Origin of the sequence: Pseudomonas sp. AL03, from assembly GCF_029960815.1 — a bacterium.
GTDB lineage: Bacteria > Pseudomonadota > Gammaproteobacteria > Pseudomonadales > Pseudomonadaceae > Aquipseudomonas.
This window is the reverse complement of the sequence record NZ_JASBRE010000014.1, coordinates 1-22,054: the sequence shown is the minus strand read 5'-3', so window position 1 is coordinate 22,054 and position 22,054 is coordinate 1. Positions and strand designations below refer to the sequence as shown.

The window sequence follows — 22,054 nt, the reverse complement described above, 5'->3', positions numbered from 1 at the left end:
TTACCGCCTCCATATGTTAACGATTGATTGCCATACAATTTGAAAAAGGTTGTGGCCTCTTCGTACAACTTTTCCAGCCTCCATACTCATGTTTGCGGGAGGCTCGCATGGAAACTCTTCGCCAGGTTCAATCCTGTCTATTTTTACTGCCGCAGTTTTTGATTTTCCTACACGTTTCGCGTCGCGATAGACGGTATAAACAACGGTGGCGGACGCGTTTTTCACCATCGGTTTTATATGAGTCTCGTAAGGCTCGATAACCACGGAAAATCCTTCACGGATGTCTTGCTCACTTAAAGCCGGACGAATAACAGTTTTTTTAGCACTGATGAACTCTGAGCCACTGCCGTTCAGAGTCGGGAACCCTCGCCATAGCACTTCACAGCGGTCTCCGACGTTAAATCCTGCCAGTGCAGGGATGTTGACCGTGACACCGTCCCACAAGGGAGGAACAGTGTCGCAATTCAGATAGCCCCACTTGGTGGCGTGCACAAAGTCAGCTTCCTCGAGAGTGCCCGGATGATCAATAGTCAGTCGCCGTGGAAATGAATTGGATGGATTGTCGGCAATATTATGAACTTCATACCACAACGCCCCGACATCATTAATCTTTAAATATTCCGGACTGAGATGAATAATGAATTCGGGTTTCATATCGTCCGGCTCGTACGTATTCTGAATGGATACTAGAGGCTCTCCGGGTTGTTCAAAGGAAACTGTCAGAATGTCCCTTTCACCTGGATCTTTCGCTGGTTCGGGCCACAAAGGAACGACTACATCAATTCCTTTGAGCAGTAACTCAATCGGAATATGCCCCTCCGGGTCAACGTCTGGATCAGCGACACCTAGAATTTTCGGCGCATCGAATGTCAGTGGTTTATTGAGCGCCATATTGCAAGTCCTTTGATGGTCGCAGAATTATTCTTTGGTACTGAAAATTAAACGCCGAGTTCAGTGGTGTGGCTACTGTCATATCTGACAGGTATCGCTACCGCTTGTCGGGTTTTTCCTACACGTTGGGCTGTCGCTTGCTTGATGCGTTTTGGTTATGGTTTCTTCTGAAACCGGTTTCAAAGCCAGTCAGCACAAACTTCAATAACAAGGTTAAAAACCGTGAACGACTTCTCCGCCGCCCAGCGCAGCCGCGTGTCCATGCTCGATGTCGCCGAACACGCTGGCGTTTCCAAGGCCAGCGTGTCGCGCTTCATCGGTGACGACCGCGCCCTGCTCTCCGATGCCATTGCCTTGCGCATCGAGCAGGCAATTGCCGAACTGGGCTATCGCCCAAACCAGATGGCCCGTGGTCTGAAACGCGGGCGCACTCGTCTGATCGGCATGCTGGTGGCCGATATCCGTAACCCTTATTCGATTGCCGTGATGCACGGGGTGGAAACCGCCTGCCGTCAGCACGGCTAAAGCCTGGTGGTGTGCAACACCGATCGCGATGATGAGCAGGAGCGTCAGCACCTGGCGTTGTTGCGCTCGTACAACATCGAAGGCTTGATCGTGAACACCCTTGGTCATCACCGCGACGAATTGCGCGAACTGCATCGGGAGATGCCGCTGGTGTGGTGGATCGCAAGGTCGAGCAGCTCGAGAGCGATCTGGTCGGGCTGGACAATCCTGCCACCGTTGAAATGGCCCTCATCCTCGATGATCTGAATTGGTACCCACTGGTAGGCAGCGGCATTACCGCCCTCGCCCAACCGACGGCCGAGATTGGCGCGGGGGCGTTTGAGTGTTTGCTCAAACGACTGCGCGGGGATGTCGGGCCGGTGCGGATACTGGATTTTTCTGCGCGGTTGATTGTGCGTGGGTCGACTCTTGGAAATTGTCGGTGACTGGACTGGCCCGCGAAGAGGCCCGAAAGAACAACACATCAACCACTGATATTATTTTGTACAAAAATGAAACCGGTTTCAGAGGTATACAACAATGAGTAAACCACCCGTTTCCATCAGTCTGTCGAGCTACGGCGCTGACCTTGTTCGCGAGCGCGGCCAGGGATCGTTTATCGACGTGTTGGCCGCCGCCGGGGATCGAACACGGCGACCTTGATATCCAACTCCACCAGGGCTGCGAGGCCGTCGATGGATTTTCGGAAGTCCACTGGCTTGGGGTAGAGGTAGACCTTTTCGACTTTGGCGTCGGGACGCATCATGATTGCGGACTCCTGATGGATATCGGGAGCACAGCATCAGGCTTCAACTGACAGCTTTGAATGTGTACACAGTGGATCGCTTACGGTTTAAACGCTTGCCAGCAAACATCGTGGGTCTTCACCGTATAGGCAACCACTATTATCTTGAAAGTTCGTTGGATGTGTCGGCCTTTTTACCGATGGTGCCGAACTCGATAGGCGCAGAAGTTTCCTCAGCCTCCAGACGTTCAAACAAACGAGCGCGTCCACTTTTTCGACCATCATGTCGCCAAGAGGTGGCTATCCGAGACTGTATAGCAGTCAAAGCATCACTTGATGCCAAGTGGTCGATCCAGCGACATTGCCCCCCCGCCACGTGCGACGATGAGCAGTAGCAGGCCCGCCCAGGAAAAGTGCGTTGGCCAGGCATCAGGGTAGACAAACACCTGGATTACAAAAGTCATGCCCAGTAATGCGAATGCTGATAGTCGTGAGAGCAGTCCCAGCACAAGAAGCAGTGGAAACAAATGCTCACTGTAGGTAGCGAGATGCGCGGCCAGTTCTGGAGAGAGGAATGGCAGTGAGTATTCTGTGCGGAACAGCTCATAGGTACTGGGTTTGACCGTCAAAAATCCACTGACTTTGGTGCGTCCTGACATAAAGAAAATCGCCGCGATGGATAGGCGAGCAACCAGCACCAATAGTGAGTCCCCAATCATTAAGTCAAGTCGGTCTGCAATGCGGTTCCACATGCCACGCAAGGATTTATCGGCGGTGGACGACGTATTTCGTATCACGTCCATGATGTGCTCCGTTGGTTAAGTTGGTGTTGATTCTTCAGGAAGAGCTATGGATGCTTACAGCGACGAATGCGTTAGCTCTGAACAAGCGGACAATGAGGTCTTCTAGATCCAAATCAGGCTGAACTTCAAGGGCTTTTTCTGCGGCCAGTTCAAGCGGCAGGTGTGCCGCGCAGGCGTCTAGAAACGTGCAATCCGCAGCACTGGCGGCCTCCCAACAAACCCGGCCTTGCTTGCGCGTCAGAAGCGCACCTTCGCCGCGCCAGTCGAGTTCGTCGGGCATGTCCCGCTGTTCGCGATTGAAGCGCCAGATGGTGTAGGCCGGGTGGTCTGGGAACCAAGCCCAACGGGAAGCGGCCCTCGGTGTGAGCCGGCTACGCGCCAAGTCCTTTTGGGACAGGCTCGCAAATGCGCGCGGATCAATGTCCGGCTCATCTTTAGCGCAATGGACTTTCGTCCAGAGCAGATCCAGGCGGGCGACGTCGCCCAGATAAGACATTTCTCGCGCATGCTCAAAAGCGTCGAGAAAATCCGGGAAGTCAGCGCCGTAGTGCAGCAATCGGGAATCCGTCGGTGGCGACTGCCGGGCATAGATCGCTGCAGCGGCCTTGAGCCACTCTGTACCGACCAAGCGCTCTATTGTGGGAAAGTTCGCGAGTAATGCGTCCGTCGATCCTTTCAATACAGTATTGCGGTACACCCTAAAACCGGGCTGTTCGATTAGAGCAGTCATTCCGATCGAATTTCGCTCATATAACGCATCGACGAATGCATCCTGAAAGCTTTCGAGTGATGTGTTCATATCGTCACTTCCGATGGTTGCTTCTTCCCGATGCTCAACAGAGTCTGCGCTCTGTCTCGTTCAGCCAGCAAGACGTCGAATCCTGGGATATTGTCGTCGCGCTCGATCAAGGTCGGGCGCATGCCGATCCTTTCGATAACGCGTTGATACAGCAACCAGACGTCGTCAGCGATGGGAGCATCGTGAGTGTCTATCAGCAACCGCGTATCCCCCGGATCCACTGCGTGGCCTGCCAAATGGATTTCCACAATCGCCTTGGCCGGGAAGGCATCCAGATACGTCGCCGCATCGAAGCCTAGGTTATGCGCGCTGATGTGTACGTTATTGACATCCAGTAGTAACCCACAGCCAGTTCTCACGCTCAGCTCGGTCAAAAAGTCGAGTTCGCTAAATTCATGACCATCCAGGCGTAGGTAATGGGTGGGGTTTTCAATTGCGATATGACGTCCTAGGGCGTCTTGTGTACGTTGGATATTGCTTACGATGCGCTGCAATGCCTCGACCGTACGAGGGAATGGCAGTAGGTCAGGATGATACTGACCACGCCATGCTGACCAGGCTAGGTGTTCGGAAATCAATGCGGGCTGAACGTGATCGGCCAGTGCTTTTAGGCGCTTCAGATGCTTTTCGTCCGGCGGACAATCGGCGGCAAGTGAAAGTGAAACACCGTGCAGCGAAAGCGGGTGTTGGCTCCCAATCGCCTCCAACCATGCGAGACGGGGGCCACCACCTACCATGTAGTTCTCCGGATGAACTTCGAACCAGAGACCCTCAGCCGTGCAGTCAAGCGCGTCTGGGTAATGGTTCGGTTTCAGGCCGAGTCCGGCCCCCATCTGGAATTCAGCTTTCATGATTGGTGAGCCCCCGTGGTATTACGATTACATAGGCGCGAGAGAGCCCGTACCTTTTGGTGTTTTGATGGAGGTACAAGTACCCGCAGGAACGTTTTTCCAGGCATTAGGCTGGTAGTCCACTTTGGCGGTGCCTGCACAGGTGGTACCTGCGCCCGCCTTGCAATCGTTCTTACCGGCCAGGGAAACGCCGTAACATTTCTCCATGGTGCCTGCTGCGGCGGGAGTTCCTGCGGTTGTGGCGCCCGCTGCGGCAGGAGTCTCTGCGGCCATAGCACCGGCAGCAAACGAAGAGAAGGCAACGGCGAGGGCGGCAAGTTTGAGATTGTTCATAGTTATGTCTCCGGGTGATGGGGGTTGGTCGCCGCATCAGCGCTTGGGCACTGTGTTTGCGACCCAAAAGGTAGTTCGATGGCTTTTCACATCCGGTTACAGCGACCGCAAAATATTTCTAAGGCCAGCAAAAATGATTCGCCTGTTACCTTATGCCGGGAAACCGCAGATCCACAGCCCGTCATTAGCAGGAACGAGATATTTTTACCCTTCGTGTAACCCGAGCGAACGATGGAACGAACTACACATAACGACGCTTTGCGCAGCCGAGAGCTCCACCTTCAGGCTCTGTTCCTCGCAGGTCTGGACGGAGACGAACGGGCTTATCGCACGTTTTTATCGGAGTTAAGTGGTCATCTTCGCGGCTTTTTACGCTCGAGACTTCAGCAGCGACCTGGTGAAATCGAGGATTTGCTGCAAGAGGTTCTGCTGGCCGTTCATAATGCGCGCCAGACGTATCGGGCAGATCAACCGCTGACGGCGTGGGTTTTTGCCATTGCGCGCTACAAGCTCACCGACTTTTTCCGAGGGAAGTCACGTCATGACGTGTTCAACGATTCCCTTGACGATGCGGCAGAGCTATTTGCCGAGCCGCATCTTGAACCTGCGCAGGCCAGTCGCGACCTCAGCAGGCTGCTTGAGCAGCTACCTGAACGTCAGCGTCTACCTATCGTGCACGTGAAACTAGAGGGGCTGTCTGTTACTGAAACCGCTCGGGTGACGGGGTTATCTGAGTCTGCGGTAAAGATAGGCATACACCGTGGGCTTAAAGCACTGGCGTTAAGAGTTAGAGGTGCACGATGAATACTGATGATTTTGTTTCCATGCTCGCGTCGGGTGTGGCCCCGGTTGACCATAGGACGCTCGCTAAGCGATTCAGCGGCGCGGTGCTGGCCGGCCTCTTGGGCGCCACTTTGCTCGTAATGGTAATAATGGGCGTTCGTCCAGATCTGGATCAGGTCATAGCAACACCGATCTTTTGGGCGAAAATCGCCTTTGCGCTTTGCCTGATGATCGGTGCGCTGAGCATGCTGACGCGGCTGGCAAGACCGGGTATGGCTCCGGGCTCCGGGAAGCTGCTGATCATTGCCGCAGTCGCAGCGGTGGGGGTCGGCTCCATCTATGTACTCATGGTGGCCGCACCTGACGTCCGCGTCGCGATCATCCTCGGCAATACCTGGCAAGTATGCGCACTCAATATAACCTTGCTGTCGATTCCAGGATTTATTGCCGTGTACTGGGCATTAGGCGGTCTCGCACCCACTCACCTGAAACTGGCGGGTGCCTGCGGCGGACTACTCGCCGGTGCAATGGCGACGATTGCATACTGTCTGCACTGCCCCGAGATGGAAGTGCCATTTTGGGGAATATGGTACTCACTGGGTATGTTGGTGCCGACTATGATAGGTGCGTTACTCGGACAGTTCTGGCTGCGCTGGTAGACAGTCAGGATAACGACAACAATAGTTAGGCCGGTTGCCATAAGCACCCCGCAGAAAGTGAGGTGTTGTCTTGACTTTGGTCGCTCTGCCGCCGTCAGAAGTCAGTATCGAGAAGTACCTTCAGCGGGTCTATCACTCCAATCGGCGTTCTTTGCCCTGATGCGCCCGGAGAGCATCTTCATCAACATTTCACGGGGCAAGGTCGTGGACGAGGCGGCGCTGATTCAGGCCTTGCGCGACGGGCAGATTCGCGCTGCGGGACTGGATGTGTTCGAACGTGAACCGCTGAACCTTGACTGGCCGCTGTTGCCTGGTGAACACACAAGCGTGGAATGCCTGAGCCGATGATCGTTCCCACGCGGAGTGAGAACGATCTGTCTCTGGAATCAGGCCCGGCGCGCTTCCAGAAGGTCCGCCGCACACAACGCAATCCGCTCGCACGCATCCGCCAGCTTCAACTGATCCACCACCAACCCCAATCTAATATGCCCCGCCGCACTCGGCCCAAACGCTTCACCGGCCAGCACCGACACGCCGTAACCTTCCAGCAGCCTCTCGGCAAAACTCTGGGCACACAACCCGGTCTGGCGCACATCGACCATCACGAACATCCCGCCATCAGGTCGAATCGGTCGGATGCCCGGGCAATCGCGCAGACTCGCGCACACCAGGTCGCGACGCTGGCGATACTCCTCGCGCATCAGCGCCACTTCCGGCAAGTCCTCATCCAGCGCCAATTGCGCAGCATTCTGAATAAAATCCGGAATGCCAAACAGCATGCACAACGAGAGATGCTCCAGGTGGTCATTCAAGGGCTTCGGGCCGATCACCCAGCCCACTCGCCAACCGCTCATGGCGTGGGACTTGGACAGGCTATTGATGGTCGCCGTGCGCTCGGCCATGCCCGGCAGACTCGCCGGGCTGATGTGCTCGCCTTCGTACAACAGATCGCTGTAAACCTCGTCGCTGATCAGCCACAGGTCGTGACGAACACAGAGCGACGCCAGCTCCTGCCAGATCATCAGCGGCAAACTGGCGCCGGAAGGATTATTCGGACTGTTGAGCAAAATGGCGCGGGTTTTAGGCGTGATCAGCGCCGCGACATCCGCCGGATCGACCCGAAAGCCATTCTCGGGGCGCACCGCCACCGGCACCACTTTGGCTGCGCAGGCACCGAATACACCTTCATAGGTCACGTACATCGGTTCGGCGACGATCACTTCATCGCCCGGATCGAGCAGGCATTGCGCGACCGAATACACCGCACATTGTGCGCCCGGCAGCACAATCACATGGTCGGCATCCACGACTTGACCGCTGCGGCGTCGATGACGGTTGGCGATGCTGTTGCGCAATCCCTGACTGCCGCGTACTGCCGGGTAGTGGGTATCGCCGGCCAGCAAGCTGTCGATGCACGCCTGAATGATGGGCTGCGGCGTATCGAAGTCGGGATCGCCGATCGATAGCAGCAGCACATCAACGCCCTGCTCACGTAATTCCAGTGCTCGGTCATGAATCTGCCAGGCCGCAGCGCCGTCACCGGCGATTCGTTTGGTCAAGGCTGAGTAGCGCATGTACTTCTCCAGTCGCGCGGGTTCCAAGCCTCAACCCTATCTCAAATCACGAAACGCGCCACCATGGCATTTAAATCCACGGCCAGGCGCGACAGTTCGTGAGTAGCGGCGCTGGTCTGGTTGGCGCCGGCGGCGGACTGGGTGGCCAGGTCGCGGATGTTTACCAGATTGCGGTCGACTTCGCGGGAAACCTGGGCCTGTTCTTCCGAAGCGCTGGCGATCACCAGGTTGCGTTCGTTGATCAGTTGGATCGACTGCGTGATTTGCTCCAGCGCGACACCCGCGGCGCGGGCCATTTCAAGGGTGCTTTGGGTGCGTTGATTGCTTTGCTGCATCGACGAAACCGCTTCGCCGGTGCCGTTCTGGATGCCAGCGACCATTTTTTCGATTTCCTGGGTCGATTGCGCGGTGCGATGGGCCAGCGCCCGGACCTCGTCCGCCACCACCGCAAAACCACGCCCGGCTTCGCCGGCACGGGCGGCTTCGATCGCGGCGTTCAGCGCCAACAGGTTGGTCTGTTCGGCGATGGCGCGGATCACGTCCAGCACCTTGCCGATGTCACGCCCCTGAGCGGCCAAGCCTTCAATCATCACTGAGGTGTTTTGCACATCGTGGGTCATGGTCTGGATCGCGCCGACGGTTTCCACCACTCGGTCGCGACCTTCACGGGCCGCCTGGGTCGACTGGTTCGAGGCTTCGGACGTCGACACCGCGTTGCGTGCCACTTCTTCCACGGCGGCGGTCATTTCGTTGACGGCAGTGGCCGCCTGTTCGATTTCGTTGTTCTGCTGTTGCAGACCGCGGGAGGCTTGTTGGGTGACCGTGCTGAGTTCTTCAGCGGCGGCACCCAGTTGGGTGGCGGAGCCAGCGATCTGTTCGATGGTTTTGCGCAGGTTGGTTTGCATCGTGGACAAGGCACCGAGCAAACGGGCCGGTTCGTCCTTGCCGTCGATGTCGATGGTTTTAGTCAGGTTGCCGCCCGCAATGGTTTCGGCCGCCTGGAGCGCACGGTTGAGCGGCGAGACGATGCTGCGGGTCAGCAGCCAGGCCAGCAGCACGGTCATCAGCGCCGCAATCACCGCCACTGCGATGATGCCGGTCACGGCGTTGCTGTAATGCTCGCCCGCTTCGGCCGAGGCGGTTTTCGCATAGGTGTTGTTGAACGCTACCAGTTTGTTCAGCTGCTCGCCCATCTGGTCCGTACCGTCCTTGATCCGGGTGTTGATCAGCGTGCGCGTCTCATCGAGTTTGTTCTGCCGCGACAGCTCCAGCATCTGATTCTGGTCTTGCATATAGCTGTCCAGTGTTGTCGTGAACGTCTCGTACAGCGCGGTTTCTTCCGGGGTGGCCGGCAACGCTGCATAACTGGCTTGTGCGCTGCGAACCTTGTCGACCAGCACGCCGATGCGCGTCTGCGCTTCCTGCAACGCGTTCGGATCACGGTTGACCAACACCCGGAAAGAAAGAATGCGCAGGCGCAGGATGTTTTCTGTCAGGTTGCCGAGAAACACGATGCTGGGCAGCTGCGTGGTTGCCATGTCGATGGAGGCTTGGCGGATCGTCGACATGCGGTTCACGGCAAACACACCCAGCACGATGACGAGCAAGGCAATGAAGGCAAAACCCAGGAAGGCTCGGGGCGCGATATTCAGATTACGCAATGACATAGGATGATTCTCGGGTGATTGAAGCTGCGAGCATCCTTGCCGTGATCGCTGAATGGCGGGCGATGGCGCGCGCGTTTTCAGCTTGGCGCCACTGTTGGAGTTGGTTTGTGTGGGCCTATTGGCTGTATCGGCTGGGGATGAGGTTTCCTGCGGGGATTGGAGAAAAATATTTCACCGAATTACATGTAGCAGCTGCCGAGCCTGCGAGGCTGCGTTCGGCTGCGAAGCAGTCGTGAAGTCATGCAGCGCGGTGTGTCAGGAAAAACCGGTTGCCGGATTTACGACTGCTTCGCAGTCGAACGCAGCCTCGCAGGCTCGGCAGCTGCTACAGGTGATCGTACGGTTTCAGGCTTTGCGGGCGGCCACCCGCCAAACCCGCGCAACATCACTGGCCCGCTCCCGCAACAACCGCGGGGCCTCGGCGCAAGCCTGCTCCAGCGTCATCGGCCCACTGGCCAAGGCAAACGCAGCATCAATGCCATGTTCGTACAGTGCCTGATAACCCTGACCCAGTGTCCCGGCGATGACGATCACCGGTACGCCATGCTGACGAGCGATACGCGCCACACCAAACGGTGTCTTGCCACGCAGGGTTTGCGCATCGAAACGACCTTCGCCGGAGATCACCAAATCGGCGCCCTTGACCGCATCGTCGAGGCCGACCAGTTCAGCGACCACTTCGACGCCGGCCTTGAACTGCGCACCCAGAAACGCTTTGGCGGCAAAGCCCAGCCCTCCCGCCGCTCCGCTGCCCGGTTCGTCACGTACGTCGTTATTCAGGACCTGGGCGCACCGTTCGGCAAAGTGTCCGAGCGCGTTATCCAGTTGCTGGACTTGCTCGGGCGACGCGCCTTTCTGCGGGCCGAAAATCGCTGAGGCACCGTGAGGGCCGCACAGTGGGTTGTTAACATCGGCGGCGATGTCGAATCGCACCTCGGCCAGACGCGGGTCAATTTCACTCATGTCGATTCGCGCTAACTGCGCGAGCGCCAGACCTCCCGGTGCAAGCGTCTGGCCCTGTGCGTCCAGCAGTTTCACACCCAAGGCTTGCATCGCCCCCGCACCGCCGTCGTTGGTGGCGCTGCCGCCAATCGCCAGAATGACCCGTTGCGCTCCCGCGTCCAGCGCGGTGCGGATCAATTCGCCGGTGCCGAACGTGCTGCTGAGGCAGGCATCACGCTGGCCCGGCGGAACCAGCTGCAGGCCACTGGCCTCGGCCATTTCGATGATCGCGGTGTGGCTCTGGGGTAACCAGCCCCAAGCGGCCTCAACCGCTGCGCCGAGCGGCCCGCGGACTTGGGTTCGGCGCAGTTCGCCCTCGCACGCCGCCAGAATCGACTCGACGGTCCCCTCCCCGCCGTCAGCCATGGGGCATTTGACCAGTTGTGCGTCGGGCCAGACCTCCGCCAATCCTTGGGCAATGGCATCAGCCACACCTTGGGCACTCAGGCTGTCCTTGAACGAATCGGGGGCGATGACGATTTTCATTCGAATTCTCCAGTTCCAATGCCCTCATGCTGCCAGCAGGCAAGAACAATAACGCCGGTCCGCTGCACAAGCGGGCATGCCGATTATTGTTCATTCCCACAAAACCCTCGGGTTGCACTGTTTGTTGTAGCAGCTGCCGAGCAGCGCGAGGCTGCGTTCGGCTGCGCAGCAGTCGTGAAATCATGCGGTGCGGAGTATCAGGTAAACCATGCTTGCAGGATTGACGACTGCTGCGCAGCCGAACGCAGCCTCGCGCTGCTCGGCAGCTGCTACGGGTGGGTGTTCGGCAATTCAGTCTGTGGGAGGAGCTGCACGCCCAAATAAAGCGCTCGCATCCCGTCCAGCCTTAGCGGGTCGACGCCGCTGAGCTCGGCAATTCGCTCCATTCGATAACGCAGGCTGTTGCGGTGGATACCCAGTGCATCGGCACAGGCCTGGCTCTGGCCGTCGTGATCGCACCAGCAGCGCAGGGTTGCCAGCAATTGGCCGTTGCCATCCTTGGCGATCACTTGGCGCAGCGGTTTGAGCAACTCGTCCAGCGCGTCGTCGTTGCGGTGACGCCAGAGCATCACCGGCAATCGGTAACGGGTGAGCGTCAGCAAACGGGAGTGCGGCAACACATCTCGTCCATAGGCCAGCAAGTCGCCGACGCGGCGGTAGCAGCGGCGCAGTCCCGACAGCCCATCGGCCTGCCCACCCACGGCGATGCGCAGGATGTTCCAGCCCAGGCCGTCGAGTTTCTCCAGCAGCCGATCATTCTCGATCGCCTGGCTGGCCGGCCGGCACCAGAGCAACGAGGACTTGGCCGAACTCACACACCAACTGTCAGGGTAGCGCGACATCAGCCAGGCGCTGAGCGCTTCGACGGTTTGCCCCGGACCGTGTTCCATCCCTAACTCGAACAGATACGGCACCCGCGTCATCTGCGGCTTGAGCCCAAGCTGTTGCGCTTCATCGATCAGCCGCGGCGATTCCCCGGCCTCAGTGAGCAGCAACGCCAGCAGATCGTCGCAACGCTGACGCCGCCATTGCTGTTCGGCCTGCTGATTGCGCTGGCCGACCAGCATCTCGGCGGTCATCCGCACCAGTTCGGCGTAGGTGCGCAATTGCTCGGGTTCGCCGGTGATGCCCAGCACGCCAATCAAGCGCTGATCGAGCAACAGCGGCAAGTTGATACCCGGCTGCACACCTTTGAGATGAATCGCTGTTTGGGCGTCGATCTCCACCACTCGCCCGTTGGCCAACACCAGTTGCGCGCCTTCATGACGAGTGTTGACGCGCTCCGGTTCGCCGCTGCCGAGAATCAGTCCCTGGCTGTCCATGACGTTAACGTTGTACGGCAGGATGGCCATCGCCCGGTCGACGATGTCCTGGGCCAGGTCGTGATCGAGTTCGAACATAGCGGTGATCCTTGAAAGCGTGATGAGCGGATTGTTCACCCGCACAGGCCTTGGTTGCAAACCCTGTGCTCAGGCACAAAGACAATGACCCAAGGGTTGGCCGAGACTCGTTGGGCGATCAACGTTACCCTTTGCATCGCAAAAAATCATAATAAAGAGAGAGCCGCCATGTCACAGAGCGCCGCCGCTACCCAGGCCATCGTTGACGAGAAAAACGCCGTCTACAAACGCATCACCCTGCGTTTGATTCCCTTCATCTTCATCTGCTACCTGTTCAACTACCTCGACCGGGTGAACGTTGGATTTGCCAAGCTGCAGATGCTCGACGCACTGAAGTTCAGCGAAACCGTGTACGGCCTCGGGGCCGGGATTTTCTTTATCGGCTACGTGCTGTGCGGCGTGCCGAGCAACCTGGCCCTGACCAAATTCGGCCCGCGCCGCTGGATCGCGCTGATGATGATCGTCTGGGGCTCGCTCTCGACCTGTTTGCTGTTCGTCACCACACCGACCGAGTTCTACACCCTGCGCCTGTTCACTGGCGCGGCCGAAGCCGGGTTCTTCCCGGGTGTGGTGCTTTACCTTTCGCAGTGGTTCCCGACCTTCCGCCGTGGCCGCATCATGGCGCTGTTCATGTCGGCGATCCCGGTGTCCGGCCTGCTCGGCAGCCCGTTTTCCGGCTGGATCCTCAACCACTTCGGCGCCGGGCAAGGTGGCTTGGCCGGCTGGCAGTGGATGTTCCTGCTGCAAGGTATCCCGACCATCATCCTCGGCGCGCTGGCGTACTTCCTGCTCAGCGACAGTTACGCAAATGCCAAATGGCTCACGCCGTTCGAGCGCTCGGTGCTGGAAGCCGACCACGCTGAAGACCTGGTCAACAAACCGAAAACCACCACCGACTCGCTGCTGGCGGTGTTCAAGAACCCGGCGATCTGGGCATTTGGCCTGATCTACTTCTGCATCCAGAGCGGCGTTTACGCGATCAATTTCTGGCTGCCGTCGATCATCAAGAACCTGGGCTTCAGCGATAACCTGGTGATCGGCTGGCTCAGTGCGATTCCGTACCTGCTGGCGGCGTTGTTCATGTTGATGGTCGGCCGCTCCGCCGACCTGCGAAAAGAGCGCCGCTGGCACTTGGTGGTGCCGATGCTGATGGGCGCGGTGGGCCTGCTGATCGCCGTGAACTTCGCTGCCAACCCGGCCATCGCCATCCTCGGACTGACCATCGCCACCATGGGCGCCCTCACCGGCCTGCCGATGTTTTGGCCAGTGCCGACTGCGCTGCTCAGCGCCGGTGCGGCGGCGGGTGGTTTGGCGTTGATCAACTCCATGGGGCAGATGGCGGGTTTCCTGAGTCCGTATCTGGTGGGTTGGGTCAAGGACAGCACCGGGTCGACTGATGCAGCGCTTTATTTACTGGCGGGTGTGATTGTATGCGGGAGCTTGTTGGCGTTGCGTATGACGCGGACGTTGCGGGTTTAAGGTTGATCGGCACGGGGTGTTCAATATTTCAGTTTGCCCCGTGCGGTTGTTCTGGTATTTGATTGAGCCTTTCCCACCGGTAAAAGGATTTCGTCATGAGCTATCGCACGCTGGGTCATTCGGGTTTACAAGTGTCGACCCTGACCCTGGGCACCATGATGTTCGGCGAACAGACCAGCACCGAAGATTCCCTGCGGATCATCGACAAGGCCTGGGACCAGGGCATCAATTTCATCGACACCGCAGATGTTTACACCAACGGCCGCTCTGAAGAGATCGTCGGCGAAGCGATCGCCGGTAACCGCCACGAGTGGGTGCTGGCCACCAAGGTCGGTTTCGGCCCGGTGGACGGCGTGCCGAATCGCAGCGGCCTGAGCCGCAAGCACATTTTCAATGGCATCGACGCCAGCCTGACGCGCCTGGGCACCGACTATCTCGACATCTATTACCTGCATCGCGAAGACCACAATACGCCGCTGGAAGTCACGGTGTCGGCCATCGGTGATTTGATCCGCCAGGGCAAAATCCGCTACTGGGGCCTCTCGAACTACCGTGGCTGGCGCATCGCCGAAGTGATTCGTGTGGCCGATCAACTGGGCGTCGACCGGCCGGTCATCAGTCAGCCGCTGTACAACATCGTCAACCGTCAGGTGGAAACCGAGCAGATTACCGCCGCGCAAAACTATGGCCTCGGCGTGGTGCCTTACAGCCCACTGGCGCGCGGCGTACTCAGCGGTAAATACGCGCCGGACGTGAAGCCGGACACCAACAGCCGCGCGGGTCGTCAGGACAAACGCATTCTGGAGACCGAATGGCGCGTCGAATCACTGCGCATTGCTCAGCAGATCCAGCAGTACACGCAAGGGCGTGGCGTGGGCATCGTCGAATTCGCCATCGCCTGGGTGCTGAACAACAGCGCTGTCACCTCAGCCATCGTCGGCCCGCGTACCGAAGAACAATGGGATGCCTACACTAAGGCTCAGGCGGTGAAGATCACGGCGGAGGATGAAGCGTTCATTGATTCGCTGGTGACGCCAGGGCATGCGTCGACGCCGGGGTTTAATGATGTGAGCCACTTTGTGTCAGGACGAAAACCACGCAATAGCTAAATGAATACACGGTCCATGTGGGAGCTCGCTCCCACAGTGGGTCGGTGTTGATCGATCGGACAATATTCAACGAGAAAACCACGTATCCTCCGCCCCCGTTTAACGTTCAACTTCGCGAGGACAGTTTGTCTAAAGGTATCGCTCTATCGGTTTCAGCCTCGGTGCTGTTTGCCGTCATGTATTACTTCACCTCGCTGCTCACGCCTTTGAGCGGCGTGGAAATTTTCGGCTGGCGGATGCTGCTGACCTTACCGTGCATGACCGTGTTCATGGTGGTCTCCGGTGAATGGAAACGCGTAACCGCCCTTTTTCGGCGGCTGGTTGGCCAACCAAAATTGCTCGCCGGCCTGATCCTTTCCGCGACGTTGCTTGGCCTTCAGCTCTGGTTGTTCATGTGGGCGCCGCTCAACGGCTATAGCCTCGACGTGTCACTGGGCTATTTCCTGCTACCGCTGTCCATGGTTCTGACGGGGCGGATCGCTTATGGCGAGCGGTTGTCCTACCTGCAAAAGGTTGCCGTGTTTTTTGCTTCCCTCGGCGTGCTCAACGAGCTGTATCAGGTCGGCGGTTTTTCCTGGGCAACCTTGCTGGTCGTTGTCGGTTATCCGCTCTACTTCATCCTGCGCAAACGACTGACGACCGACAACCTCGGCGGCTTGTGGATGGACATGGCCTTGATGCTGCCGGTGGCTTTCTGGTTCGTTCAGGGCGGTGAACAGGGTTTCGGCGTGTTCGATCAACATCCGTGGCTGTCGCTGCTGATCCCGTCGCTCGGGGTGATTAGTGCTTCGGCGCTGGTGGTCTACATCATCGCCAGCCGGCTGTTGCCGTTCAGCCTGTTCGGGTTGTTGAGCTATGTCGAGCCGGTGCTGTTGCTCGGCGTCGCGTTGCTGCTGGGGGAAAGCATCAAGGCCGGTGAATGGCTGACCTACATCCCGATTTGGTTGGCGGTGGTTGTTCTGGTGTTCGAAGGGTTCAAACACCTGGTCCGGCATCGACGAAAATCAATGTAGGACCGGCACGAAAAAGCCCGGCCAGCATTGCTGCTGACCGGGCTTTTTTACATCCGAAACGGCTTAGTCGGTGGAGAGCACGCCACGACGAACCTGGTCGCGTTCGATGGATTCGAACAACGCCTTGAAGTTGCCTTCGCCGAAACCATCGTCGCCTTTACGCTGGATGAACTCGAAGAACACCGGGCCCATCAGGGCTTCGGAGAAGATCTGCAGCAGCAGACGCTTGTCGCCCGACTCGGACGAACCGTCCAGCAGAATGCCGCGCGACTGCAGTTGATCAACCGGCTCACCGTGATTCGGCAGGCGGCCTTCGAGCATTTCGTAATAGGTTTCAGGCGGCGCGGTCATGAAGCGCATGCCAATGCTTTTCAAATGATCCCAGGTCTTGATCAGGTCATCGGACAGGAAAGCAACGTGCTGGATGCCCTCGCCGTTGAACTGCATCAGGAACTCTTCGATCTGACCGGCACCCTTGGACGACTCTTCGTTCAACGGGATGCGAATCATGCCGTCCGGCGCGGTCATGGCCTTGGAGGTCAGGCCGGTGTATTCGCCTTTGATGTCGAAAAAACGGATCTCGCGGAAGTTGAACAGCTTCTCGTAGAAGTTGGCCCAGTAGGCCATGCGACCGCGATACACGTTGTGGGTCAGGTGGTCGATGATCTTCAGGCCGGCCCCGACAGGGTTGCGGTCAACGCCTTCGATGAACACGAAGTCGATGTCGTAGATCGAACTGCCTTCGCCGAAACGGTCGATCAGGTACAGCGGCGCGCCGCCGATGCCTTTGATCGCCGGCAGGTTTAGCTCCATCGGGCCGGTTTCGATGTGAATCGGCTGGGCGCCCAGTTCCAGGGCCCGGGAAAACGCCTGCTGGGCATTCTTGACGCGGAACGCCATGCCGCACACCGACGGCCCGTGCTCGGCCGCGAAGTACGAAGCGACGCTGTGAGGTTCGTTGTTGAGGATCAGGTTGATCTGGCCCTGGCGATACAGGTGCACGTCTTTGGAACGGTGGGTCGCGACCTTGGTGAAGCCCATGATCTGGAAGATCGGCTCCAGGGTATTCGGGGTCGGCGATGCAAACTCGATGAATTCAAAGCCCATCAGGCCCATTGGGTTTTCGTATAAATCTGCCATGGTTGGCGCCTCATCATTTTCTTATCAATTAACGGATCGTTAGTTGCTAGCAATGCTGAGACCGGCGGGTGGTGCGCAGGAGATGCCCCGCACGCTGCGGGCGAGGAAGTCACCGTAGATTAATTGAAACCCAAAACTCTTCATTGTCGACCCAAGGCTCTTGCGGGCGAGGCTTCTGCTGCCAGAAGACGATTATTCTTATATGCGTAACCCGATTCTACACAGCGTAAATCGGTTTGTCCGCCTTCTGTATCAAATCCCCTTTCTCCCTGCTCGCGCAAGGGGTTTGTTGCACAGGAAAATCCCCGCGAGGATCAGCCCTCCTCCCAGGCACATCGTCAGGGTCAACTGCTCGCTCAACAGCAGCGCACCGAGGATCACCGCGGTCAGCGGGTTCAGGGCGATGAACACGCCTGAGCGCGTCGCGCCGATTTTGCGAAGGCCGTCGTAATAACCGATGTAGGCCAGCGCCGAGCCCACTACGCCTAGGTACATCAGGCTCAACCATTGCTTTGGCCCGAGGCTGGCAACTGCAGCAACACTCAACTCACCGCAAACAGCACTGGTCACCCACAGCATCAGCGTGCCCAACAGAATTGAGTACGTCACCGTTTGTACCGGGCCTAGCGTCTGGTTCAGATCTTTGGAGAACAGCGAATAAACGCCCCAGCCGAGAACACAGCCAAATATCAAAAGATCGCCTATCCAGGCATCGGGATTGCCGGCCAACAATTGCGGGTTACGGCTAACGATCACCAGGCTCGCTCCAGCAATACAGATCGCAATCCCGATGACTTTTGCTCGACTCAAGCGTTCCTTGAATAACAACCATGATGCCAGGCCGATCACCGCTGGATTCAACGCCACAATCAATGACGCCCGTGAGGCATTGATGTATTGCAAACCATAAAAGAAGCACAGGTTGTAGAAGAAGATCCCGAAAAAACCCAGCAGCGCCAATTGCAGCCATTGCCTTGGGCGGGGTCGGGCGAGCGGCACGCGGGCCAGTAGTAGAAACAGCAGCAACGCCACGCTGGCCAGCAAGAATCGCAGGCTGGCGGCAAACAAGGGGCTGAGGCTATCAGACAGAAACCGCCCGGCGACAAAAGTGCCGCCCCAGATCATGGTGACTGCAGCCAGTTTCAGATAAACCGGCACATCCGAAGGGTTGGACAGGCTCTGCTCACAGGTTGTCATAGGTTTCCAGAACGAGATATCGGGGAAGATGACGTATCATCTAGCTAATACCTTGTCATCGTAAAATGAGTAAACAGTCATGACCCTTACCCAACTGGAGATTTTTTCTCTGGTCGCCGAGCTTCACGGTTTTACCGCGGCAGCCAATCGCCTGGGGATTTCCCAATCCGCGGTCTCTCACGCCCTCAAGTCGCTGGAACAGGAATTGGGCGTGGAGCTGCTGCGTCGGCATCAATCCCAGGTCGAACTCAGCGACATCGGCCAACAGCTTTTGCCGCGCGCCCGGGCGATGCTGGGCCTGGCTAACACCTTGCGCCAGGAAGCGGCCGATGCTCGCGGAATGAAACGCGGTACCTTGCGCATCGGCTCATTCGGCCCGACCTCATCAATCAAACTGCTGCCGCTGATCCTGCAGCATTACCGCGCGGCTCATCCGGGCATCGAGGTCCACATAGACGAAGGCCCGGACCGGCAGGTGATCCAGTGGCTGGAGGAGCGGCGTATCGATATCGGCTTCGTGGTGTTGCCTGAGGATCGATTCGACACCTTTGCGCTGATCAAAGACCAGATGGTTGCGCTGCTGCCCGTCAATCACCCGCTGGCCCGTCGAGACAGCCTGAGCTTGAGCGATTTGTGTCACGACCCCTTTGTGTTGACCGAGGCCGGTTCTTCGGAACTGGTGTCGCGACTGTTCAGTGCCGCCCGGCTGACACCGAACGTCCGTTATCGCTGCTCGCAACTCCTGAGTACGCTGGATACCGTTGGCCGAGGCGATGCGCTGACGGTCATCGCCGAAGGCTCATTGCCCCACGACCTCGACAGTCGCTACGTGAAAAAGCCACTGTCGCCTCCGGTCGCACGTCAGGTGGGTCTGGCGGTACTGGACCAGCGCCAGTCATCACCTGCAGCGCTGGCCTTTATCAAATTGGCCGAGGGTCTGAACTACCGCTGAGCGGCACACGCGCCAAGAGCCATCTATCATGGCCTTTACCTGAACTCTTTTTGGAAGGCGTCCCGTCCTGCCAGCATTTGAGAGCCCTATTTCATCGTTACAGGTTTCGCAAATGCCGCTGAACGTCAAAACCCGCCGCAAACGCAGCGTCAGGATGGCTGTGACTTTACTGAGCGGAGTACTCCCGGTGCTGCTGGGGTTCGCCATTCTCTATATGCAGGCTGAACGCGCACTCAAACACAGCACCGAGCAGACCGCCGAAGAAGCCATGCGCCAATTCGAATTGGTGCTCGACAACGCCGCTCAGGCCGCGCACGAATTGCTGCCACTGGCCGGGCAAAATTGCAACGACGTCTAACTGGCCCCGCACCAACAGGTCACCCGCCGTCCATTCGTGCGCTCGACCAATCTGGTGCAGGACAACAACCTTTATTGCAGTTCGCTGTTCGGCGACTATTAGGAAAAGGTCAATCCCGGCGACTACCCCAAGGGGAAACCGCGGAGCAAGGTGATTATCTGACCGCTCACGGCGTGAACTTCCTGCAAGGTTATCTGTTCGGCCGGCCGATGCCCGGCGCAGAGTTCATTAACGCATTAAGTCACCATTAACTAGCGGCTCTAATCGACGAGACAAGGAGACCGCGCACCCATTTGATTCAAAAGACTACTGTTGTTACATGAAGAAAAAGACAGGATTTACTCTTGATCAATTAACTACTACAATTTTTCATGCCTGCGCAAGATTGGCAGGTGAGCCATTATCACCGAGTCGCCTCAAGGCTCTTGGCTTATAGCTTTGTTTGCGGTTGGTATCAGCCAAACACACTATTGGAGTAAAGATATTGTCCAGACTCGCTGAATTTCGTGCAGCTGAAAAGGCCCTTCAAGAGCAGCTTAAACAGCTGGAGTCCCTGAAGAACGATGCCGGGCTCAAGAAAGAAATCGAATTCGAAGAAAAGCTCCAGGGGCTGATGAAGACCTACGGCAAGAGCCTGCGCGACATCGTCTCTATTCTCGATCCGAACCCGGCAAAATCCGGCCTGCTACAGGCAACTGCGCCTAAAACCCGCCGCGCACGCGTGGTCAAGGTTTATCAGAATCCGCACACCGGTGAACTGATTGAAACCAAGGGTGGCAACCACCGCGGCCTGAAAGCCTGGAAGGAACAATACGGTGCGGCTACCGTTGATTCCTGGCTGCGCGGCTAAGCACTCGCGGTGACAAAAAAAAGCCCTGCCACTGCAGGGCTTTTTCATGGACGCCTTCTAAATGCAACGATTGGCGTCGATCAACTCACTACTTGTTGAGTAACTTTGGGTTTAATCCCTTTGGGTATCTAAAAATTTCAGAATGCGCTGAAACCGGCAGCCATTGAAATCCTTAACTAAAGTTTCAAGCTGTTACGGGCGGCCTCTATTTCATCCTGACTTGCCTTATAAGCCTCTGCCTGCCCCGCGTAGGAAAGAACATAGGCCTTATCGGCATCCACGGCGGCAACCAATGTTTGAGAGAGCACATGCCTTCCGTTCTGCGTGATCGTGCAGGTAGTTTCCAGCGCGGATAAGCGGCTCAAGGTCGTCGGGTGAATCTTGTTGCAGACACTTTGATAGCCGCCTTGAAAGAAGTCCTTCTGCACCGACTTGCGCATCTCCAGCAACACGCCTTGCAGATTCACCTGATGACCGCTTTCCACCTGAGTCATGGTCAACTCCATCACCATCACCGGCGTGCCGCCCTCATCGTTTTTCACCGCGCGCTGGCGGAACACCTGAGCGTTGGCGTCATCGTGCGGGACGGCTTCGACCTCCCAGCCGTTGGGCCAGGTCATGATTGGCTCGTCTGCGTGAGCGCAGGCAACCGCTGAGAGCACGCCAATCAGGACGAAGGAGGATTTACAGAATCGAATCATTGCGATGAACACCCACGGATAGAACCGTAAAGTTTGAGCCTCGCCCGTCTGTCAGGCAATAGCCGACGGTTTGGGTTTGGTGATGTCCGAGCCCTTGCGTATGATTATCGCCATTCGTTAGCCCCACTTATTTTCCGGAGGGCCCATGAGCCTGCACGAATTGAACACCTTCCCAGGCGTGACTGCCCAACCTGACACCGCCACCCAGAAGTTCGTCTTCAACCACACCATGCTGCGAGTCAAGGACATCACCAAGTCCCTGGATTTCTACACGCGCATTTTGGGTTTCTCGCTGGTAGAAAAACGCGACTTCCCGGAAGCCGAGTTCAGCCTGTACTTCCTGGCGCTGGTTGATAAAAACCAGATCCCGGCCGACGCCGCTGCTCGCACCGAGTGGATGAAGTCGATCCCCGGCATTCTGGAGTTGACCCACAACCACGGCACTGAGAACGACGCGGATTTCGCCTACCACAACGGCAACACTGACCCGCGCGGTTTTGGCCATATCTGCATCTCGGTGCCAGACATCCGCGTTGCCTGCGAGCGCTTCGAAGCGCTGGGCTGCGATTTCCAGAAACGCCTGAATGACGGTCGCATGAAGAGCCTGGCGTTCATCAAAGACCCGGATGCTTACTGGGTTGAAATCATTCAGCCAGCCCCGATGTAACACTCACCACAAATCTCCTGTGGGAGCGAGCAAGCTCGCTCCCACATCTATGGTTACCCCCTTTTCTGCAATACTGTTTTTGATGCGTGTT

The 22,054-nt window shown here is 57.6% G+C and carries 21 protein-coding genes and 4 pseudogenes; 12 read left to right on the top strand and 13 right to left on the bottom strand.

What is annotated here, in order from left to right:
- Nucleotides 1-891 (bottom strand): hypothetical protein, encoded by an 891-nt coding sequence (locus tag QK293_RS15125; protein ID WP_282378245.1) that lies wholly within the window; start codon nucleotides 889-891, stop codon nucleotides 1-3.
- Nucleotides 892-1,152: 261 nt separating this feature from the next.
- On the opposite strand from QK293_RS15125, the pseudogene QK293_RS15120 reads away from it, so the two are divergent.
- Together QK293_RS15120 and QK293_RS15115 are read left to right on the top strand one after the other, a co-directional pair.
- A pseudogene (locus tag QK293_RS15120) lies at nucleotides 1,153-1,622 on the top strand (LacI family DNA-binding transcriptional regulator); the annotation flags it as partial.
- Nucleotides 1,623-1,935: 313 nt separating this feature from the next.
- Nucleotides 1,936-2,037: pseudogene (locus QK293_RS15115) on the top strand (AP endonuclease); the annotation flags it as partial.
- On the opposite strand, the gene tnpB reads toward QK293_RS15115, so the two are convergent.
- The 5 genes from tnpB to QK293_RS15090 all read right to left on the bottom strand — a co-directional run bounded on the left by tnpB (nucleotide 2,012) and on the right by QK293_RS15090 (nucleotide 4,926).
- Complete coding sequence (gene tnpB / locus QK293_RS15110; protein WP_282378481.1) at nucleotides 2,012-2,158, bottom strand: IS66 family insertion sequence element accessory protein TnpB; 147 nt, start codon at nucleotides 2,156-2,158, stop codon at nucleotides 2,012-2,014. The pseudogene QK293_RS15115 and the gene tnpB sit on opposite strands and share 26 nt — an antisense overlap.
- A gap of 311 nt (nucleotides 2,159-2,469) precedes the next feature.
- Nucleotides 2,470-2,943 (bottom strand): DoxX family protein, encoded by a 474-nt coding sequence (locus tag QK293_RS15105; protein ID WP_282378242.1) that lies wholly within the window; start codon nucleotides 2,941-2,943, stop codon nucleotides 2,470-2,472.
- A gap of 34 nt (nucleotides 2,944-2,977) precedes the next feature.
- Complete coding sequence (locus QK293_RS15100; RefSeq protein WP_282378239.1) at nucleotides 2,978-3,742, bottom strand: DNA-binding domain-containing protein; 765 nt, start codon at nucleotides 3,740-3,742, stop codon at nucleotides 2,978-2,980.
- The gene (locus tag QK293_RS15095) at nucleotides 3,739-4,593 is read right to left on the bottom strand and encodes a DUF692 domain-containing protein (protein ID WP_282378237.1); all 855 of its coding nucleotides are present in this window, start codon (nucleotides 4,591-4,593) and stop codon (nucleotides 3,739-3,741) included. The genes QK293_RS15100 and QK293_RS15095 overlap by 4 nt, the downstream gene beginning before the upstream one ends.
- A 27-nt stretch (nucleotides 4,594-4,620) precedes the next feature.
- Nucleotides 4,621-4,926, bottom strand: coding sequence for a DUF2282 domain-containing protein (locus QK293_RS15090; protein ID WP_282378235.1), 306 nt, complete (start codon nucleotides 4,924-4,926; stop codon nucleotides 4,621-4,623).
- 231 nt (nucleotides 4,927-5,157) lie between these two features.
- On the opposite strand from QK293_RS15090, the gene QK293_RS15085 reads away from it, so the two are divergent.
- The 3 genes and pseudogenes from QK293_RS15085 to QK293_RS15075 form a co-directional block, all read left to right on the top strand.
- Nucleotides 5,158-5,730 carry a sigma-70 family RNA polymerase sigma factor gene (locus tag QK293_RS15085; protein ID WP_282378233.1) on the top strand — a complete coding sequence of 191 codons (573 nt, stop codon included), beginning with the start codon at nucleotides 5,158-5,160 and terminating at the stop codon, nucleotides 5,728-5,730.
- Nucleotides 5,727-6,368 (top strand): DUF1109 domain-containing protein, encoded by a 642-nt coding sequence (locus QK293_RS15080; protein ID WP_282378231.1) that lies wholly within the window; start codon nucleotides 5,727-5,729, stop codon nucleotides 6,366-6,368. Before QK293_RS15085 ends, QK293_RS15080 begins: the two co-directional genes overlap by 4 nt.
- A 120-nt stretch (nucleotides 6,369-6,488) precedes the next feature.
- A pseudogene (locus tag QK293_RS15075) lies at nucleotides 6,489-6,677 on the top strand (NAD(P)-dependent oxidoreductase); the annotation flags it as partial.
- Between the two features lie 77 nt (nucleotides 6,678-6,754).
- Here the strand turns inward: QK293_RS15075 and QK293_RS15070 are convergent.
- The 4 genes from QK293_RS15070 to QK293_RS15055 form a co-directional block, all read right to left on the bottom strand.
- Nucleotides 6,755-7,942 (bottom strand): aminotransferase class I/II-fold pyridoxal phosphate-dependent enzyme, encoded by a 1,188-nt coding sequence (locus QK293_RS15070; protein WP_282378229.1) that lies wholly within the window; start codon nucleotides 7,940-7,942, stop codon nucleotides 6,755-6,757.
- Nucleotides 7,943-7,983: 41 nt separating this feature from the next.
- A complete protein-coding gene (locus tag QK293_RS15065) occupies nucleotides 7,984-9,609 on the bottom strand; it encodes a methyl-accepting chemotaxis protein (RefSeq protein ID WP_282378226.1) in 1,626 nt (541 codons plus the stop codon).
- Between the two features lie 345 nt (nucleotides 9,610-9,954).
- A complete protein-coding gene (locus tag QK293_RS15060; RefSeq protein ID WP_282378223.1) occupies nucleotides 9,955-11,097 on the bottom strand; it encodes a glycerate kinase in 1,143 nt (380 codons plus the stop codon).
- Between the two features lie 269 nt (nucleotides 11,098-11,366).
- Complete coding sequence (locus tag QK293_RS15055; RefSeq protein WP_282378220.1) at nucleotides 11,367-12,497, bottom strand: sugar diacid recognition domain-containing protein; 1,131 nt, start codon at nucleotides 12,495-12,497, stop codon at nucleotides 11,367-11,369.
- A 168-nt stretch (nucleotides 12,498-12,665) separates the two neighbouring features.
- Between QK293_RS15055 and QK293_RS15050 the strand changes: the two genes are divergently transcribed.
- The 3 genes from QK293_RS15050 to rarD all read left to right on the top strand — a co-directional run bounded on the left by QK293_RS15050 (nucleotide 12,666) and on the right by rarD (nucleotide 16,098).
- On the top strand, nucleotides 12,666-13,976 hold the full coding sequence (locus tag QK293_RS15050; protein ID WP_282378217.1) for an MFS transporter: 1,311 nt from the start codon (nucleotides 12,666-12,668) through the stop codon (nucleotides 13,974-13,976).
- A gap of 95 nt (nucleotides 13,977-14,071) precedes the next feature.
- Nucleotides 14,072-15,085: an aldo/keto reductase gene (locus QK293_RS15045; protein ID WP_282378215.1), complete on the top strand. Its 1,014-nt coding sequence runs from the start codon at nucleotides 14,072-14,074 to the stop codon at nucleotides 15,083-15,085.
- Nucleotides 15,086-15,210: 125 nt separating this feature from the next.
- Nucleotides 15,211-16,098 (top strand): EamA family transporter RarD, encoded by an 888-nt coding sequence (gene rarD / locus QK293_RS15040; protein WP_282378212.1) that lies wholly within the window; start codon nucleotides 15,211-15,213, stop codon nucleotides 16,096-16,098.
- Between the two features lie 63 nt (nucleotides 16,099-16,161).
- Here rarD and hppD read toward each other — a convergent pair whose 3' ends face one another.
- Both hppD and QK293_RS15030 read right to left on the bottom strand, forming a co-directional pair.
- On the bottom strand, nucleotides 16,162-17,238 hold the full coding sequence (gene hppD / locus QK293_RS15035) for a 4-hydroxyphenylpyruvate dioxygenase (RefSeq protein WP_282378210.1): 1,077 nt from the start codon (nucleotides 17,236-17,238) through the stop codon (nucleotides 16,162-16,164).
- A gap of 252 nt (nucleotides 17,239-17,490) precedes the next feature.
- A complete protein-coding gene (locus QK293_RS15030) occupies nucleotides 17,491-18,435 on the bottom strand; it encodes an EamA family transporter (RefSeq protein ID WP_282378208.1) in 945 nt (314 codons plus the stop codon).
- Nucleotides 18,436-18,514: 79 nt separating this feature from the next.
- Between QK293_RS15030 and QK293_RS15025 the strand changes: the two genes are divergently transcribed.
- The 3 genes and pseudogenes from QK293_RS15025 to QK293_RS15015 all read left to right on the top strand — a co-directional run bounded on the left by QK293_RS15025 (nucleotide 18,515) and on the right by QK293_RS15015 (nucleotide 20,595).
- On the top strand, nucleotides 18,515-19,387 hold the full coding sequence (locus tag QK293_RS15025; protein WP_282378206.1) for a LysR family transcriptional regulator: 873 nt from the start codon (nucleotides 18,515-18,517) through the stop codon (nucleotides 19,385-19,387).
- A 112-nt stretch (nucleotides 19,388-19,499) separates the two neighbouring features.
- A pseudogene (locus QK293_RS15020) lies at nucleotides 19,500-19,844 on the top strand (CSS-motif domain-containing protein); the annotation flags it as partial.
- 385 nt (nucleotides 19,845-20,229) lie between these two features.
- Nucleotides 20,230-20,595 (top strand): histone-like nucleoid-structuring protein, MvaT/MvaU family, encoded by a 366-nt coding sequence (locus QK293_RS15015; protein WP_282378204.1) that lies wholly within the window; start codon nucleotides 20,230-20,232, stop codon nucleotides 20,593-20,595.
- 176 nt (nucleotides 20,596-20,771) lie between these two features.
- Here the strand turns inward: QK293_RS15015 and QK293_RS15010 are convergent, their stop codons facing one another.
- Nucleotides 20,772-21,296 carry a DUF4946 domain-containing protein gene (locus QK293_RS15010; RefSeq protein WP_282378479.1) on the bottom strand — a complete coding sequence of 175 codons (525 nt, stop codon included), beginning with the start codon at nucleotides 21,294-21,296 and terminating at the stop codon, nucleotides 20,772-20,774.
- A 145-nt stretch (nucleotides 21,297-21,441) separates the two neighbouring features.
- On the opposite strand from QK293_RS15010, the gene gloA reads away from it, so the two are divergent.
- Nucleotides 21,442-21,963: a lactoylglutathione lyase gene (gene gloA / locus QK293_RS15005; protein WP_282378202.1), complete on the top strand. Its 522-nt coding sequence runs from the start codon at nucleotides 21,442-21,444 to the stop codon at nucleotides 21,961-21,963.
- Nucleotides 21,964-22,054: the final 91 nt, after the last annotated feature.